The organism is Streptomyces sp. NPDC002817, assembly GCF_053592055.1.
This window is the reverse complement of the sequence record NZ_JBSFUY010000031.1, coordinates 21,221-36,014: the sequence shown is the minus strand read 5'-3', so window position 1 is coordinate 36,014 and position 14,794 is coordinate 21,221. Positions and strand designations below refer to the sequence as shown.

Here is a 14,794-nt window from a genome sequence, read left to right as displayed (position 1 = left end):
GCGGGGGCTGCCAGGGCGGGGTGGCTGTCGGTGTCGGGACGGGCGGGGGAGTGGGGTCGGATACCGGTGCGTGCGGGGGCTGCCAGGGCGGGGTGGCTGTCGGTGTCGGGACGGGCGGGGGAGTGGGGTCGGATACCGGTGCGTGCGGGGGCTGCCAGGGCGGGGTGCCCGGGGCTGCCGGTGGCGGGGGCTGGGGGCCCGCGTAGGGGGTGGGTGCGCCGGGATACGGGGTCTGCGCGCCCGGCGGTGGCGCGAGGGGTGTCGGGGGCTGCCAGGCGGCGCCCTGGGTGCCGTAGGGACCGGGCGGGCTGTAGGGGGCGCCGGGCGGGGGAGTGGGGGCGGGCATGGGTGATCCGGGGTACGGGGATGCCGGTCCGGGAGGGAGAGGGACGATCGGTGCCATCGGCCCGGAGACGGGCCGGCCGGGCGGGGCCGGGGTGGCCTGGCCGGGCTCGGGGAACGGCCCTGTCGCGCCTGGGGGCGCACCGGGCTCCGCCGCCGCGGGCCCGGCGTACGGCTGGCCCGGTACCACCTGACCCTCGACAGTTCCATGCGTCCCCGGCCCGGCACCCGGCGGCTCCGGCATCCCCTGCCCAGGGGCAACCCCCGGTGTCCCCGGATAGCCGTCTCCCTCCGGCAGCGCCTGCTGCGCCACGCCCGGCATGCGTTGGTTGAGGATGTCGTGGACCGTGCGAAGGGCGAGCTGCTTCGGGCCCTCCAGTTCCCAGTTCTCCGCTGCCTCGCTGCTGAGGAGTTGTTTCACCAGGTCCATCTGGGCCTGGATCATGCGGAGTTGGTCGTCGCGCATGCTCTGCATGACCAGGCGGGAGTCCTCGGGGTGCTGGGCGAGGTGGAGGGCCCAGGCGTGGACGCCGCCCTGCTGGAGGTGCCACTGGTAGAAGGCGATCTTCTCGGCCTCGATCTGCTGCAGCTCCAGCATCTGGCGGCCCTGCAGCATCGCCTGTTCGTGCTGCCAGCGCTGCTGCTGGAGCAGGAGTTCCTGCTGCTGGACGCCGTAGGCCATGGCCCGGTCCAGCTGGAGCGCGTCCTGTTGGCGTCCCCGGCGGTCCGCCTCGACGTCGATGTCCTTGCCGCGCTGCGCCACCCGGATCTGTTCCTCGGCGGAGTGGTCGATGGCCTGGAGCCGGCGCTGGTGGTCGATGTTCTCCTGGTCGCGGCGGAGCCGGACGGTCCACGTGACCTGGAGGCCCGCCGGGGCGCCCAGCGGGCCCAGCAGGCTCATCGCGTCCAGCATCTCCCGCTCGGCGGCCGCGCTGTCGGCGATCGCGAAGCGGCGGGTCACCGGACGAGCCGTCTGCTGGAGTTCACCGAGAAGCAGCCCCGGTACGTCCCGGTGACCGGAGGCCACGAAGCGGGCCGGGTCCAGCACCTGCCAGGACAGATCCACCTGCGCCGTGAACTCGAACGCGTCGTTGTCGCTGGGCAACGGCAGCTCGGCGGTGTGCGGATGCACGCCCATGTCCACCTCGTACACCGCGGTGTACCGGTTGGTGGCTATCTCGCCGCGGGTCGGCCGGCGCGGCGGCAGACAGGCCTCGTAGCCGCCCTTCGCCGTGGCGAAGACCAGGGCGTGGTCGATACGGACGTACGACTTGAGGTTGAACTCGAAGCGCGACAGCTGACGCACGGTCAGGACCGGGTCGATCAGCTCGGTGTGCCGGTCGGCGTTCTGCTGCCACTCGGGCTGGCGGAAGGTGGGCATGCGGCGTGTCTCCTCGGAGGTACCGGTCCGGTGCGGGTCAGCGGTTGGGCAGCGTGGTCAGCAGGCGGGCCGCGACCGGGGGCGGTGGGTTGCCGTCCTCGCCGGACATGGTGCGGAGCAGGTGGCTCAGGCGCTGGTGCTCGGTGGGCGTGGTGACGAGGGCGGGGAGGAGGGCGGCCAGCGCCCACTCCACGGCGGTGGACCGGTCGGCGATCAGGACCCAGCCGCGGAGCACATCGAGGGCGTCCCGGGTGGTGCGCGGGTCGCTGAGCGCGGTCCGCCACAGGAACGGCACGCCCTGGGCCGCCGTACCGCCCTCGCCGGCGGCTCGGGCGTACCAGCCGAGGACCAGGGGAGCGCCGTGGGGCTCGTCGTCCTCCTTGCGGGCGCAGGCCGAGACGAAGCCGCCGAGGGTGAGGTCGCGTACCGCCCGGTCGTCGTCGATGTGGGCGCCCAGTTCGGTGAGGACCTGGTCGCTCGCCGAGGACAGCAGCAACAGGCCGACGGACTGGGCGAGTTCCACGATCAGTTCGTCGTCGGTGCTGTCGGGCGCGTCGGCGTAGAGGCGGCGTACGGCACCGCGCAGCGCGGCGAGGGCCTGTTCCGGGCGTTCCGGTCCGAGCAGCCCGTACGCCCGGACCGCCACCCAGCGCAGCCGCGGGTCGTCGCCCGAGCACCAGGCGTCGAGGATGCGGGGGATGTTGGGCGTGGCGATGAAGTGGGCGAGGGTGAGCGCGTTGACGGCCACGAGCCGGTGCTTGAACCGCTTGGACATGCCCCAGGGCTGGATGACCAGTGCCATCGCCGACGGCAGGTCGGTCCGGGCCAGGACGGCGGCGGTGGACGCGGCGCGGGTGCGTACCAGGGGGCGGCCGTCGTCGGCGAGGCGGCGCAGCCAGCGGATCAGCGCCGGGCGGGCGGAGGGATGGCCCGTCCAGACCTCGCGGAGCAGTACTCCGGAGGCCCGTTCGTCCAGGAACTCGGCCTTCTTCTGTGTCACCGGCCCCCATTCCGTGTGTTCCTCCGCCAAGTAGGCCTTCGCGCGGGCGACTTGGAGACGTTTGCGGACATGGGTGCCGAAGACGGGGACCTCGGGGACGCGGGCCGGGTTCTCGGTCTCCTGGAGGAACCGGTAGAGGAGGTCGCTCAGTTCGGCGGTGAGCGGGTAGGGGCCGCCGTCGAACGCGGCGAGGGCGACGAGGAAGGCCTTGTCGCGCAGGTGCAGGGAGGTCTCGTCCTCCGCGAACCACTCCTGCACCTGGTTCTCCAGCGCCACCCCCGAGAAGTCGGCCACCGTCCGCTCGTCCGCCTCCCCGGCCGCGTACCGGGCGAGCAGCTCGGCGAAGCGGGCCACCTCGCGGGGCTGGTGGCTGCGGCCCAGGAAGTCGGTGACCTGCGTGCGGGCGAGCAGACCGGCGGCGGTCCCCGGGTCGGTGAGGGTGCGCAGATGGGCGGTGAGGACGTCGGCCGCCACCGGGGGCGGCCACTCCTCGGGGGTGACGTCCTCGACGGGCGTGGTGGGTCCGACGGTGACGACCAGATAGGCGTCCTGCGCGGCGAGCCGGTCGCGGACGGCCAGCAGATGGTGCTCGCGCAGCGGGTTGTCGCGGCGGGTGGCGAGGTCGTGGAGGACGTAGCCGCAGGCGCGGGGCGGCTCCTCGGCCTTGTCTCCGGCTTCGTCCGCCGCCTTGTCGCCGGGGAACTTGTCGGCCAGTTCACCCGGTCGTGTGTCGCGGTCCAGTACGCGTACGGGGGAGACGCCGAGCCGGTGCAGCAGCATCAGGGCCGCCGTGCGCCTGCCGGTGAAACGGCCGCCGGACAGCACCAGGATCCGCTCCTGCCGTAACCGCTCCGCCAGGCGGGCCATGAGCTTCTCGTCGGCGGCGAAGTGCGTGGCGAGCTCCTCCAGCGTGGCGCTCGGGACCTCTCCCGATGCGGCGGACGCGGGTGAGCCGAAGGACGGGAAGTTGAGCTGGAAGACCTCCGTCCTGCTGCCCAGGAAGACGTCGCCGGAGAAGTTCCCGCCGCTGATGCCGCCGTGCTGGATGCCGCCGTGCAGTCCGCCGTTGAAGGCGGCCCGCGCGCCCACGTTCATGATCCGCGGGCTGTGGTCGACCAGGTCGCGCCGGGCGGACCAGGCGTTCTGCGGCTGGTCCCGCTCCTCGGGCTCGCCCTCCGCCTCGCGCCGTGCGCCGTCGGCGGTCTCGGTGTCGCCGCCGGGTTGCTGCGGTACGGCGTTCGCGGCGCCCGGGCGTTCGGGGGCCGGCGCCTCCGGGGTGCTCACGTGCCCTCACCCCGCTCGGAGCCGCCCAAGGTGACGTTGCCGTGGAAGTTGCCGCCGCTGATGCCGCCGTGCTGGGTGCCGCCGAAGACACCGCCGTTGAACGTGCCCCCGTGCACGTTCACGGCGGAGCCCGGCGCCGGGGCTCCCCTGTTTCCGCCCGGCGCCGGGCCGTCCTCGTGGGGGCCGCCCTGTTCGGGCACCCGCGGCGCCGGGCGGTCCCCCGATCCGCCCGGCGCCTCCCCCTTCTCACGGTGGTCCTGGCCGGTCGCCGCCCCGGGCACCGGTCCGTGCAGCCACGCCGTCAGCGGGCCGTTCTTGCTGTCCACGGTGATCTCGTGGAACCCGGCGGCGGGGATTCCCGGGTGGTCGTGCCGTACGACTCCGCCGTACAGCGGGTCCGAGACGCACAGCGCGAAGTCGTCGGCGCGCTCGCGCAGGGCGGCGCGCAGGACGTCGGCGTCCAGCAGACGGCAGGCGTGGTTCAGGTCGGAGCCGACCCAGCCGTCGCGCAAGTCGACGGCGACGTAGCCGGTGGCGACGACGGCTCGCAGCCGGATCTGGGCCGAGCGGGAGGCCATGCGGTTGACCGCCCTCAGCTGGGCCGGAACCTCGCTGAGCAGCGCTCGCAGCAGGGCTGTGACCGGGGCGTTCGCGTCGATGAGCTCCATGACCGAGTCCCCGCGGTCGGCTCGTAGCCGGAGGGTCTCGTCGATGCCGGCACGCTGCAGGGTGCGGTCGGTGATGTCGTAGAGCATGCGCCGCAGATAGGCCTGCTCGACGTCGTCCCGGTCGCTGTACCTCTCGATGTCCACCAGCAGGATCGTCCGCGTCACGGGGTCGCTCATGGTCGCCTCTCGAGGGGGGTGGGGCGTGCAGACGAGAAGCGTGCGGGAGGGAGGGGTGGGACCTGGAGGGCGGATGACGCAGTTGAAATGTGACCGTGTGCACAGAAGGGGGGGCTAGGGGGTGCCGCCTCGTGTCTCGTTGCCGTGTGCGGGTGAGTCGTGGCTGGTCGCGCAGTTCCCCGCGCCCCTGGAGGCGGGCTGCGCCGCCTCGGCCCGGTGCTTCCGTGCCTCTGAAGGCGGGCTGCGTCGCCTCGGCCTCGTGTTTTCGTGCTTCTGGAGGCGGGCTGTGCCGCCTCGGCTCCGTGCTTCCGCGCCCTTGAAGGCGGGTGCGTCGCCTCGGGGCCACGTGTGCTCGGGGATCAGTCCTCGTGTGGCTGCTGTGGTGAGGGGATTCCTGTCGCCGGGCCTGTCGCCGCTATTCGGCGCAGTACGTCCGGGCGCATGATCAGCATGGCGCGGCGGCCGGTGGCGACCACGCCCTTGTCCCGTAACTCCTTCAGGAGGCGCTGGACCATTTCCCGTGAGGCGCCCACCGAGCCCGCCAGTTCCTGCTTGCTCAGGGGGACGGCGAGTTCGATGCCCTCCTGGGTGCGGCGGCCGTGGGTGCGGGCCAGGTCCAGGAGCAGGACGGCGAAGCGCTCCCGCACGCTCATCGACGCGAACTCCAGCCTGCGCCGGTCGGCCGCGCGGGTGCGGTCCACGGTGAGGCCGAGCAGGGCGAAGGAGGCCGCGGGGGAGCGGTGCAGGAAGCCCCGGAAGCGCTCCCGGTCGACGGCCACCGCCCTGACCTGCTCCAACGCGGTCACCGTCGCTCCCCGTGGCCGGCCCGTCAGTGCCGCCGACTCGCCGACGACGTCACCGGGGCCGCGCAGGGCGAGCAGTGCCTCGTAGCCACTGGCGGCGGACGCGGTGACCTTGGTCCAGCCGTGGACGAGGAACAGGACGTGCGCGGACGGCTCCTCCTGGCGGAGCAGGACCGTGCGCGGCGGGAAGTCCAGGCTGCGACCGAGTGCGAGCAGTGCCGAGCGGTCCTCGCTCTCCAGCCGCGCCAGGAACGGCACCCGGTCGTCCAGCCCCCCGTCGTCCGGCGAGTACGCCGGCGTCCACGTCGTCATGCCTCATCCCCCGAATCCCCCGGCGAATTCCGTCACCGAATCGGAACCTGCCACCGATCCCGTGCAGCGGACGGGTCAACGTACTGAACGCCCAAGATCGAGTGGGGCGGAAGAGCGCGAATCGGCCACTGGCGCCGGACGCGCCCCTTGACACTCAAAAGCCCGGCGTGTCGGGGCCCGCTCCATTTGTTTTGACCGAAGTCCTTGAGGTAGGTACGCTCAGTCCTTGTGCCTGGGGTGTGCCCTGGCTCTCGTGCGTGCCATCAACCGCATGGCGAGCCTCCATCGGCCACCGTGAATCCGCGCCCTTCTTGCCTTCGGGTGGAAGTCCGCGGGATCCGACACACCCGACCGCGTGGGTCGGAGATGTTCCAGGTTAGCTTCACCATTCGGCACACAGAAACCGGAGAAGTAGTGCCTACGATCCAGCAGCTGGTCCGGAAGGGCCGGCAGGACAAGGTCGAGAAGAACAAGACGCCCGCACTCGAGGGTTCGCCCCAGCGTCGCGGCGTCTGCACGCGTGTGTTCACGACCACCCCGAAGAAGCCGAACTCGGCCCTGCGTAAGGTCGCGCGTGTGCGTCTGACCAGCGGGATCGAGGTCACCGCTTACATTCCGGGTGAGGGACACAACCTGCAGGAGCACTCCATCGTGCTCGTGCGTGGTGGCCGTGTGAAGGACCTGCCGGGTGTTCGCTACAAGATCATCCGCGGTTCCCTTGACACCCAGGGTGTGAAGAACCGCAAGCAGGCCCGCAGCCGCTACGGCGCCAAGAAGGAGAAGTAGAAAATGCCTCGTAAGGGCCCCGCCCCGAAGCGCCCGGTCATCATCGACCCGGTCTACGGTTCTCCTCTTGTCACGTCGCTCATCAACAAGGTGCTGCTGAACGGCAAGCGCTCCACCGCCGAGCGCATCGTCTACGGCGCCATGGAGGGTCTGCGTGAGAAGACGGGCAACGACCCGATCATCACGCTGAAGCGCGCGCTGGAGAACATCAAGCCGACCCTCGAGGTCAAGTCCCGCCGTGTCGGTGGTGCGACGTACCAGGTTCCGATCGAGGTCAAGCCCGGTCGTGCCAACACGCTCGCGCTGCGCTGGCTGGTCGGTTACTCCCGCGCCCGTCGCGAGAAGACCATGACCGAGCGTCTGCTCAACGAGCTTCTCGACGCCTCCAACGGCCTCGGTGCCGCTGTGAAGAAGCGCGAGGACACCCACAAGATGGCCGAGTCCAACAAGGCCTTCGCGCACTACCGCTGGTAGTCGCTACCCACATCGAGACCGAGAGAAGACGAAAGCCTTATGGCTACCACTTCACTTGACCTGGCCAGGGTCCGAAACATCGGGATCATGGCCCACATCGACGCGGGCAAGACGACCACCACCGAGCGGATCCTCTTCTACACCGGCGTCAGCTACAAGATCGGTGAGGTCCACGACGGCGCCGCCACCATGGACTGGATGGAGCAGGAGCAGGAGCGTGGCATCACGATCACCTCTGCTGCCACCACCTGTCACTGGCCGCTCGAGGACAACGACTACACGATCAACATCATCGACACCCCGGGGCACGTCGACTTCACGGTCGAGGTGGAGCGTTCGCTCCGCGTCCTCGACGGTGCCGTCACGGTGTTCGACGGTGTCGCCGGTGTCGAGCCGCAGTCCGAGACGGTGTGGCGTCAGGCCGACCGTTACGGCGTGCCGCGCATCTGCTTCGTCAACAAGCTGGACCGCACCGGCGCCGAGTTCCACCGCTGCGTGGACATGATCAAGGACCGGCTCGGTGCCGTTCCGATCATCATGCAGCTGCCGATCGGTGCCGAGATGGACTTCAAGGGCGTTGTGGACCTGGTCCGCATGAAGGCGCTCGTGTGGTCCGCCGAGGCGGCGAAGGGCGAGATGTACGACGTCGTCGACATCCCCGCCACGCACGTCGAGGCTGCCGAGGAGTACCGCGGCAAGCTGGTCGAGACCGTCGCGGAGAACGACGACGAGATCATGGAGCTGTTCCTGGAGGGCCAGGAGCCCACCGAGGAGCAGCTGTACGCCGCGATCCGTCGTGTCACCATCGCGTCCGGCAAGTCCGACGGCATCACGGTCACCCCGGTGTTCTGTGGCACCGCGTTCAAGAACAAGGGCGTCCAGCCCCTGCTCGACGCGGTCGTGCGCTACCTGCCGACCCCGCTTGACGTCGAGGCCATCGAGGGCCACGACGTGAAGGACCCCGAGGTCGTCGTCAAGCGCAAGCCGTCCGACGACGAGCCGCTGTCCGCCCTCGCGTTCAAGATCATGAGCGACCCGCACCTCGGCAAGCTCACCTTCGTCCGGGTCTACTCGGGCCGCCTGGAGTCCGGCACCGCCGTGCTGAACTCCGTCAAGGGCAAGAAGGAGCGCATCGGCAAGATCTACCGTATGCACGCGAACAAGCGTGAGGAGATCGAGTCGGTGGGCGCCGGCGACATCGTCGCCGTGATGGGCCTGAAGCAGACCACCACCGGTGAGACGCTTTCGGACGACAAGAACCCGGTCATCCTGGAGTCCATGGACTTCCCGGCGCCGGTCATCCAGGTCGCCATCGAGCCCAAGTCCAAGGGTGACCAGGAGAAGCTGGGTGTCGCCATCCAGCGTCTCGCGGAGGAGGACCCCTCCTTCCAGGTTCACTCGGACGAGGAGACCGGCCAGACCATCATCGGTGGTATGGGCGAGCTGCACCTCGAGGTGCTGGTCGACCGTATGCGCCGTGAGTTCAAGGTCGAGGCCAACGTCGGCAAGCCGCAGGTCGCGTACCGTGAGACGATCCGCAAGGTCGTCGAGCGCGTGGACTACACCCACAAGAAGCAGACCGGTGGTACCGGTCAGTTCGCCAAGGTGCAGATCGCGATCGAGCCCATCACCGAGACCGACGGTCCGGCGTACGAGTTCGTGAACAAGGTCACCGGTGGCCGTATCCCGCGGGAGTACATCCCGTCGGTGGACGCCGGTGCGCAGGAGGCCATGCAGTTCGGCATCCTGGCGGGCTACGAGATGACGGGCGTCCGCGTCACGCTTCTCGACGGCGCCTACCACGAGGTCGACTCCTCCGAGCTGGCGTTCAAGATCGCCGGTTCGCAGGCCTTCAAGGAGGCCGCGCGCAAGGCCAGCCCCGTGCTGCTCGAGCCGATGATGGCCGTCGAGGTCACCACGCCCGAGGAGTCGATGGGTGATGTCATCGGCGACCTCAACTCCCGCCGTGGCCAGATCCAGGCCATGGAGGAGCGCAGCGGCGCCCGTGTCGTGAAGGGCCTCGTGCCCCTTTCGGAGATGTTCGGCTACGTCGGAGACCTCCGCAGCAAGACCTCGGGTCGCGCAAGCTACTCGATGCAGTTCGACTCCTACGCCGAGGTTCCCCGGAACGTCGCCGAGGAGATCATCGCGAAGGCCAAGGGCGAGTAACACACCCCGTTCACACGCTTTAGGCTTGACACCGACCGCCGGGATTCACCCGGAAACGGAAATCCCGGCGGGCGGCATCCCAGCAAAGATCACCCTGGCGCCGATGAGCAAGGCGTACCAGAACCACTCCACAGGAGGACCCAGTGGCGAAGGCGAAGTTCGAGCGGACTAAGCCGCACGTCAACATCGGCACCATCGGTCACATCGACCACGGTAAGACGACCCTCACGGCCGCCATTACCAAGGTGCTGCACGACGCGTACCCGGACCTGAACGAGGCCTCGGCCTTCGACCAGATCGACAAGGCTCCTGAGGAGCGCCAGCGCGGTATCACGATCTCCATCGCGCACGTCGAGTACCAGACGGAGACGCGTCACTACGCCCACGTCGACTGCCCCGGTCACGCGGACTACATCAAGAACATGATCACGGGTGCGGCGCAGATGGACGGCGCCATCCTCGTTGTCGCCGCGACCGACGGCCCGATGCCGCAGACCAAGGAGCACGTGCTCCTGGCCCGCCAGGTCGGCGTTCCGTACATCGTCGTCGCCCTGAACAAGGCCGACATGGTGGACGACGAGGAGATCCTGGAGCTCGTCGAGCTCGAGGTCCGTGAGCTCCTCTCCGAGTACGAGTTCCCGGGCGACGACCTGCCGGTCGTCAAGGTCTCGGCGCTCAAGGCTCTCGAGGGCGACAAGGAGTGGGGCCAGACGGTCCTGGACCTGATGGCCGCCGTCGACGAGTCGATCCCGACCCCCGAGCGTGACGTCGACAAGCCGTTCCTCATGCCCGTCGAGGACGTCTTCACGATCACCGGTCGCGGTACGGTCGTCACCGGCCGTATCGAGCGTGGTGTCCTGAAGGTCAACGAGACCGTTGACATCATCGGCATCAAGCAGGAGAAGACCACCACCACGGTCACCGGCATCGAGATGTTCCGCAAGCTGCTCGACGAGGGCCAGGCCGGTGAGAACGTCGGTCTGCTGCTTCGTGGCATCAAGCGCGAGGACGTCGAGCGCGGCCAGGTCATCATCAAGCCCGGCTCGGTCACCCCGCACACGGAGTTCGAGGCCCAGGCGTACATCCTGTCCAAGGACGAGGGTGGCCGTCACACGCCGTTCTTCAACAACTACCGTCCCCAGTTCTACTTCCGCACGACGGACGTGACTGGCGTGGTGACCCTCCCCGAGGGCACCGAGATGGTCATGCCGGGCGACAACACCGAGATGGTTGTCTCGCTGATCCAGCCCGTCGCCATGGAAGAGGGCCTGAAGTTCGCCATCCGTGAGGGTGGCCGGACCGTGGGCGCCGGCCAGGTCACCAAGATCAACAAGTAAGCCTTGTTGGCTTGAACGCCTGGTAGCTCATAGAGCTCCTGAAGGGGCCCGTACGACTTCGGTCGTGCGGGCCCTTTTGCGTGCCAGGCGGGGTCCGGGACCGGTTGTGGTCCTACGGCCATGAGGGCAAGGACGGTCGCGCGGACGATCACTCCACCGAGCAGGGCAGCCAGGAACCCGTCGACATGGAGGCCGTGGGTGGCCTGTGCGCTGAGCCAGGAGACCAGTAGCCAGACGAGGGTGTCCTGGACGACGCCGATCCCGGCGAGGACCAGCAGCATGACCGGGGGAGCGGGGCGGATGGCACTGGGGTAGGTGTGGATCAGCTGGTTCACGATGAGGAAGACGGCACCGGCCAGCACGGTGTACCAGGGCGGGTCGTCGACTGTCGGGGAGATGCCGGGCAGCAGGACGGCGGCAAGGGCCACGCCGAGGTAGGTGCCGAGCAGGCGTCTTCGCTTGTACATGCGCGTGATCAGCGGGGCGTTGTACGGCCCCTGACAAGATGCCGGGGCACTGGATGCTGCGCGGCGGGGTCGGCGCCGGGGGCCGCCGGCCTTCGCCGGTCAAGTCGGATCCGAGGCGGGGTGCGTACCGTACAAGTCGCTCATCGCCGTGGATCCGGGCTGGCCCGGAGGGGAGAGGGAAGGACTCGCTCGATGATCCTGACGATCAACGTGGCGGTTCTGCTGGCCGTCGTCATCGTCCTGCGTCTGCGCCGGCGCACCGAGGCCCGGAGCCGGGCCGACGAGAGACTGACCGTGGCCCTTGTGCTGGTGTTCGGGGTGCTCGTCGCTCCGACGGCGTTCGGCCGGGGGATCCTGGACGTCGTGGGGCAGGTCGTGGAGGGGGCCTCGGGGGTGGGGGAACCGTGAACCGGCCCGCCTAGGCTGCCCGCATGGAACGCGCGCGATGGATCTTCGGGCCGCTCGGTGGGGTCGTGATGGCTGGGGCGGTGAACGCCACCGGGACGTGGGAGCTCGCCGAGGTCTCGATGGGAGCGTTCCTGGCGCGGCGGCGCGACGACTTCGAGCGGCTCATGGACGGGATCCGGTCGGTCTGCCGGTTCGACGACGAGGCCATGGCCATCGCCGATGAGCTGGGCTGGTTCCGGGACTACGAGGTGGCCGGGGCGCATCTGGCCGTGTACTCGGGGAACCTCGCGGCCGATCCGGAGTTCCTGGACCGACTCGACGAGCCGCCTGTCGTCCGGCGGATGTGCCGTATGGCCGTGGATCTGCAGCTGACGGAGTTCCTGGTGGGCCTGATCGGCGTCGCCGTCCGGGTGGAGGCGGAGACCGAGAGGGCGTCCGGGCAGGGCGCCGCACGGATCGTCGACGTACTCGCGACCGCGTGCGACCTTGCCGACCCGACGGGCGACACCGCTCCGACGCAGGTCTTCCGGACGTGGCGGGTCGCGCATCTGCCACAACTGCTCGCCCCGCGCTCGGACGCACCGGCGTACCTGCGGGCGGGGTTCCGGGCGTACGACGAGGCGCTGGAGGCGTTGCTCCTCGGGGACGCGTGACCGATTCGTCGTCTGACTCGATCGACCGTCGTTCTCCTGCTTTGTACGAGGCTTACGAGGGTGGTGCCTCGTCGGCGACGAGGCGCAGTGTGGGTTGTGATGGGGCGAACTCGCCGAGTTCGAGGGCCGCCTCGCGCCAGTGGGCGATGAGTCCGAGCAGACCTGCGCTGTCATGGCGATAGCCGGGGGGTGGGGTGTGCGGGACGGTCTGCCACAGGATGGTGGCGGCGAACTGAACCGCGTGCATGGCCGCGCTCGCGTGGCGGTTGACACCCTCGGCCTCAAGGCGGCGCAGTGTGTCGAGTCGGGCGGCGGTACCAAGGAGCTCGGTGCACATCTTTGCGTACCCCCGTGTGCGTACGGTCGTGAGGTCATCCACGAGGCGTGACTCCGTTCATCGAGGTTGATCACCTTTCGTCCGCCGGTCACGCCGCCGCGACGCCGCCGTCTCGGCCCGCCTCGCGGCAGTCGCGGCAGGAGGCGCCCGGCACTCATGTCCGAATCATGCGATCGCAGCCGTCGCAGAGGACCAGGGGTGCGGGACCGGCGGGAGCGCTGCCAAGCGGCGGCGCGGGGGGTGTGGGGGGTGCCGGAGCCGGGAGGAACTCGGTGAGCCGGTGGGCGAGGAGGGCCGCCGGGTTACGGAGGGGCTCGGGGAGATCGGCGGTCAGAGTGTGGCGTACGGCCTCGGGACGGGCGCCGCGTTCGAGCCAGGCGGCGACGGCCGGGGCAAGGCTGTGGACGGAGCGCTCGGAGAGGAGGAGACGGGGGTCGCGGTGGTGGAGCGTCGTGAGGACTGCGGTGGCGGCGCGGTGACGGTCCGGGTCGGGAGTCCGAGGTTCGGGGAGCGGAGGCTTGGGCGCGAGTGAGGGCGAAGGGGTTGGAGGGGGTGCGGGTGTGGGATCAGGGTCCTGGGCGGCGGGTGGTGGCTGCGGTACGGCGTAGGAGACCGGCCGGGGTGGTGCCTTGGGCGTCTCGGGTGCGGGGATGCTCTCGGGGTGCTGAGCCTGCGGCTCGTTGTACGACACCGTGTGCGTGACGATGCGGCCGCTGGGGAGTCGCCTGCGGACCTGGGCCAGATGGCCGTGGGCCTTCAGCTCGCGCAGGGCGGCGGCGATACGGGTCTCGCCCTCCTGGAAGCGGGCGGCGAGGGTCTTGATGTCGACGCGGGCCTGCTCGGGGAGCGACTGGATGTGGAGTGCGAGGCCCATCGCGACGAGGGAGAGCTGCCGGTGCTGGGCGAGGTGGTTGCCGACGACCGTGAAGCGAGTGGTCTGCGGGGTGTTGATGTGGGTGATACCGCGTGGATTCAGCGGCTGGGCGCACGGGGGCGCGCTAGGGTTCTGGGTATCCATCGGGAAGGTTCAGCTTCCTCTGTGGTCAGGCCCTCGCACTGGGATTGCCGTCCCGGCGGGGGCCGCCGCATGTCTGCGGTTGTGGTTGCCGCGAGCATATGGCAGTGAACCGGGCGGAAATCCAGCCGAGTTGGGGATCATCACCCTTCCGGGTGACCAGGGTTGCTGTGGGGGTTCGGTGAGGTGGGGTGGGGTTGGTATTTCGCCCCCGGTCATGGAAAAGCTTTGATCACGCGTGGGGCCGGGCGGTGGGGCACCGGGTCGTGACGGGCCGCGTTCCGGTGGGGCGGAGCTCGACTTCGGCCCAGAAAGGCCAGCAGCGAGGGGAACCTCTACATAGATCCCCACCCGAGCCGGGACCACGTCGACGCCAACGGTGACGCCACCAAGTGGAAGATCGGCGTCTCCTTGTTCCTTTTCAAGGCCGACGGCAGCCTTAAGGCCCATGAGCGTGAGACGAGGTCCGCCACCGTTCGCCTCAAGCGGGCCGTGAAGGTCACCGTGAACGCTTCGCCGGAGCCCGTCACCAAGGGCAAGAAGATCACCGTCACCGGCAAGCTGACCCGCGCGAACTGGGCGACCAAGAAGTACGGCGGCTACGGCGGTCGTACGGTCGAGCTCCAGTTCCGTGAGACGGGCACCGACACCTGCACGACCGTCAAGAAGGTCACCACGAGCAGCACCGGCGCCCTGAGCACCACGGTCACCGCCGCCAGCGACGGCACCTGGCGCTGGGTGTACCGCGGCAACGACACGACCGGCGCTGCGACCAGCGGCGGGGACCACGTCGACGTGCGCTGACCGAACAGTGGCCCACCGGGACGCGGAGAACCGTGGTCCGGTGGGCCGGACGGCGAACTCGGGCGCGATGTTTGCCTCTGAGATTTGACTGTTCGCTAACTCAATTTGCCTCGCCAATGGTTGACGCCACGGGGGTGGCATATCCCTGCTTCAGGGCCGGAATTGAATCGTTGTACCTTGTGGCGCACGTCACCGCATCCGCAAAAGTATGCGCAGAGTAGCCGTCCAAACCGGACGTATGGTGAAGTTCTGAGCGAAAGACGATGGTGGCGCCAATGCGGCCACTACGTTCAGATATTGCGCCTTCCCGGCGCGCAAATTTTATGCGTTGCCTGTGAAGAGTTCGAGTGACTACAGTCCCGACGTCTTCGATCGAA

12 protein-coding genes and 1 pseudogene are annotated in these 14,794 nt (G+C 69.3%); 7 read left to right on the top strand and 6 right to left on the bottom strand.

Annotated features, from left to right (window positions below):
* The 4 genes from ACWD3I_RS38615 to ACWD3I_RS38600 form a co-directional block, all read right to left on the bottom strand.
* The coding region (locus ACWD3I_RS38615) for a hypothetical protein (protein WP_451084297.1) at nucleotides 1-1,723 on the bottom strand (1,723 nt) is incomplete at its 3' end.
* 37 nt (nucleotides 1,724-1,760) lie between these two features.
* Entirely contained in the window at nucleotides 1,761-4,007 is a 2,247-nt protein-coding gene (locus ACWD3I_RS38610; RefSeq protein WP_365409148.1) for a hypothetical protein, read from the bottom strand.
* The gene (locus ACWD3I_RS38605; RefSeq protein WP_451084296.1) at nucleotides 4,004-4,852 is read right to left on the bottom strand and encodes a hypothetical protein; all 849 of its coding nucleotides are present in this window, start codon (nucleotides 4,850-4,852) and stop codon (nucleotides 4,004-4,006) included. Before ACWD3I_RS38605 ends, ACWD3I_RS38610 begins: the two co-directional genes overlap by 4 nt.
* Before the next feature lie 359 nt (nucleotides 4,853-5,211).
* Entirely contained in the window at nucleotides 5,212-5,967 is a 756-nt protein-coding gene (locus ACWD3I_RS38600) for a Crp/Fnr family transcriptional regulator (protein WP_365412579.1), read from the bottom strand.
* 414 nt (nucleotides 5,968-6,381) lie between these two features.
* Here ACWD3I_RS38600 and rpsL point away from each other — a divergent pair, with 414 nt between their 5' ends.
* From rpsL to ACWD3I_RS38570, 6 genes are all read left to right on the top strand, one after another.
* Nucleotides 6,382-6,753 (top strand): 30S ribosomal protein S12, encoded by a 372-nt coding sequence (gene rpsL / locus ACWD3I_RS38595; RefSeq protein WP_003948652.1) that lies wholly within the window; start codon nucleotides 6,382-6,384, stop codon nucleotides 6,751-6,753.
* Between the two features lie 3 nt (nucleotides 6,754-6,756).
* Nucleotides 6,757-7,227, top strand: a complete 471-nt coding sequence (gene rpsG / locus ACWD3I_RS38590) for a 30S ribosomal protein S7 (RefSeq protein WP_003992340.1) — start codon at nucleotides 6,757-6,759, stop codon at nucleotides 7,225-7,227.
* A 39-nt stretch (nucleotides 7,228-7,266) separates the two neighbouring features.
* Nucleotides 7,267-9,396 (top strand): elongation factor G, encoded by a 2,130-nt coding sequence (gene fusA / locus ACWD3I_RS38585; RefSeq protein ID WP_266888968.1) that lies wholly within the window; start codon nucleotides 7,267-7,269, stop codon nucleotides 9,394-9,396.
* 143 nt (nucleotides 9,397-9,539) lie between these two features.
* Entirely contained in the window at nucleotides 9,540-10,733 is a 1,194-nt protein-coding gene (tuf, locus tag ACWD3I_RS38580) for an elongation factor Tu (protein WP_046262552.1), read from the top strand.
* 659 nt (nucleotides 10,734-11,392) lie between these two features.
* The gene (locus ACWD3I_RS38575; protein ID WP_365412582.1) at nucleotides 11,393-11,608 is read left to right on the top strand and encodes a hypothetical protein; all 216 of its coding nucleotides are present in this window, start codon (nucleotides 11,393-11,395) and stop codon (nucleotides 11,606-11,608) included.
* Nucleotides 11,609-11,631: 23 nt separating this feature from the next.
* Complete coding sequence (locus ACWD3I_RS38570; RefSeq protein WP_365412584.1) at nucleotides 11,632-12,261, top strand: hypothetical protein; 630 nt, start codon at nucleotides 11,632-11,634, stop codon at nucleotides 12,259-12,261.
* 52 nt (nucleotides 12,262-12,313) lie between these two features.
* On the opposite strand, the gene ACWD3I_RS38565 is transcribed toward ACWD3I_RS38570, so the two are convergent.
* A complete protein-coding gene (locus ACWD3I_RS38565) occupies nucleotides 12,314-12,640 on the bottom strand; it encodes a hypothetical protein (RefSeq protein WP_365412586.1) in 327 nt (108 codons plus the stop codon).
* A 112-nt stretch (nucleotides 12,641-12,752) separates the two neighbouring features.
* Nucleotides 12,753-13,616, bottom strand: a complete 864-nt coding sequence (locus ACWD3I_RS38560) for a helix-turn-helix domain-containing protein (protein ID WP_365412588.1) — start codon at nucleotides 13,614-13,616, stop codon at nucleotides 12,753-12,755.
* 306 nt (nucleotides 13,617-13,922) lie between these two features.
* Between ACWD3I_RS38560 and ACWD3I_RS38555 the strand changes: the two are divergent.
* Nucleotides 13,923-14,417: pseudogene (locus ACWD3I_RS38555) on the top strand (hypothetical protein); the annotation flags it as partial.
* Nucleotides 14,418-14,794: the final 377 nt, after the last annotated feature.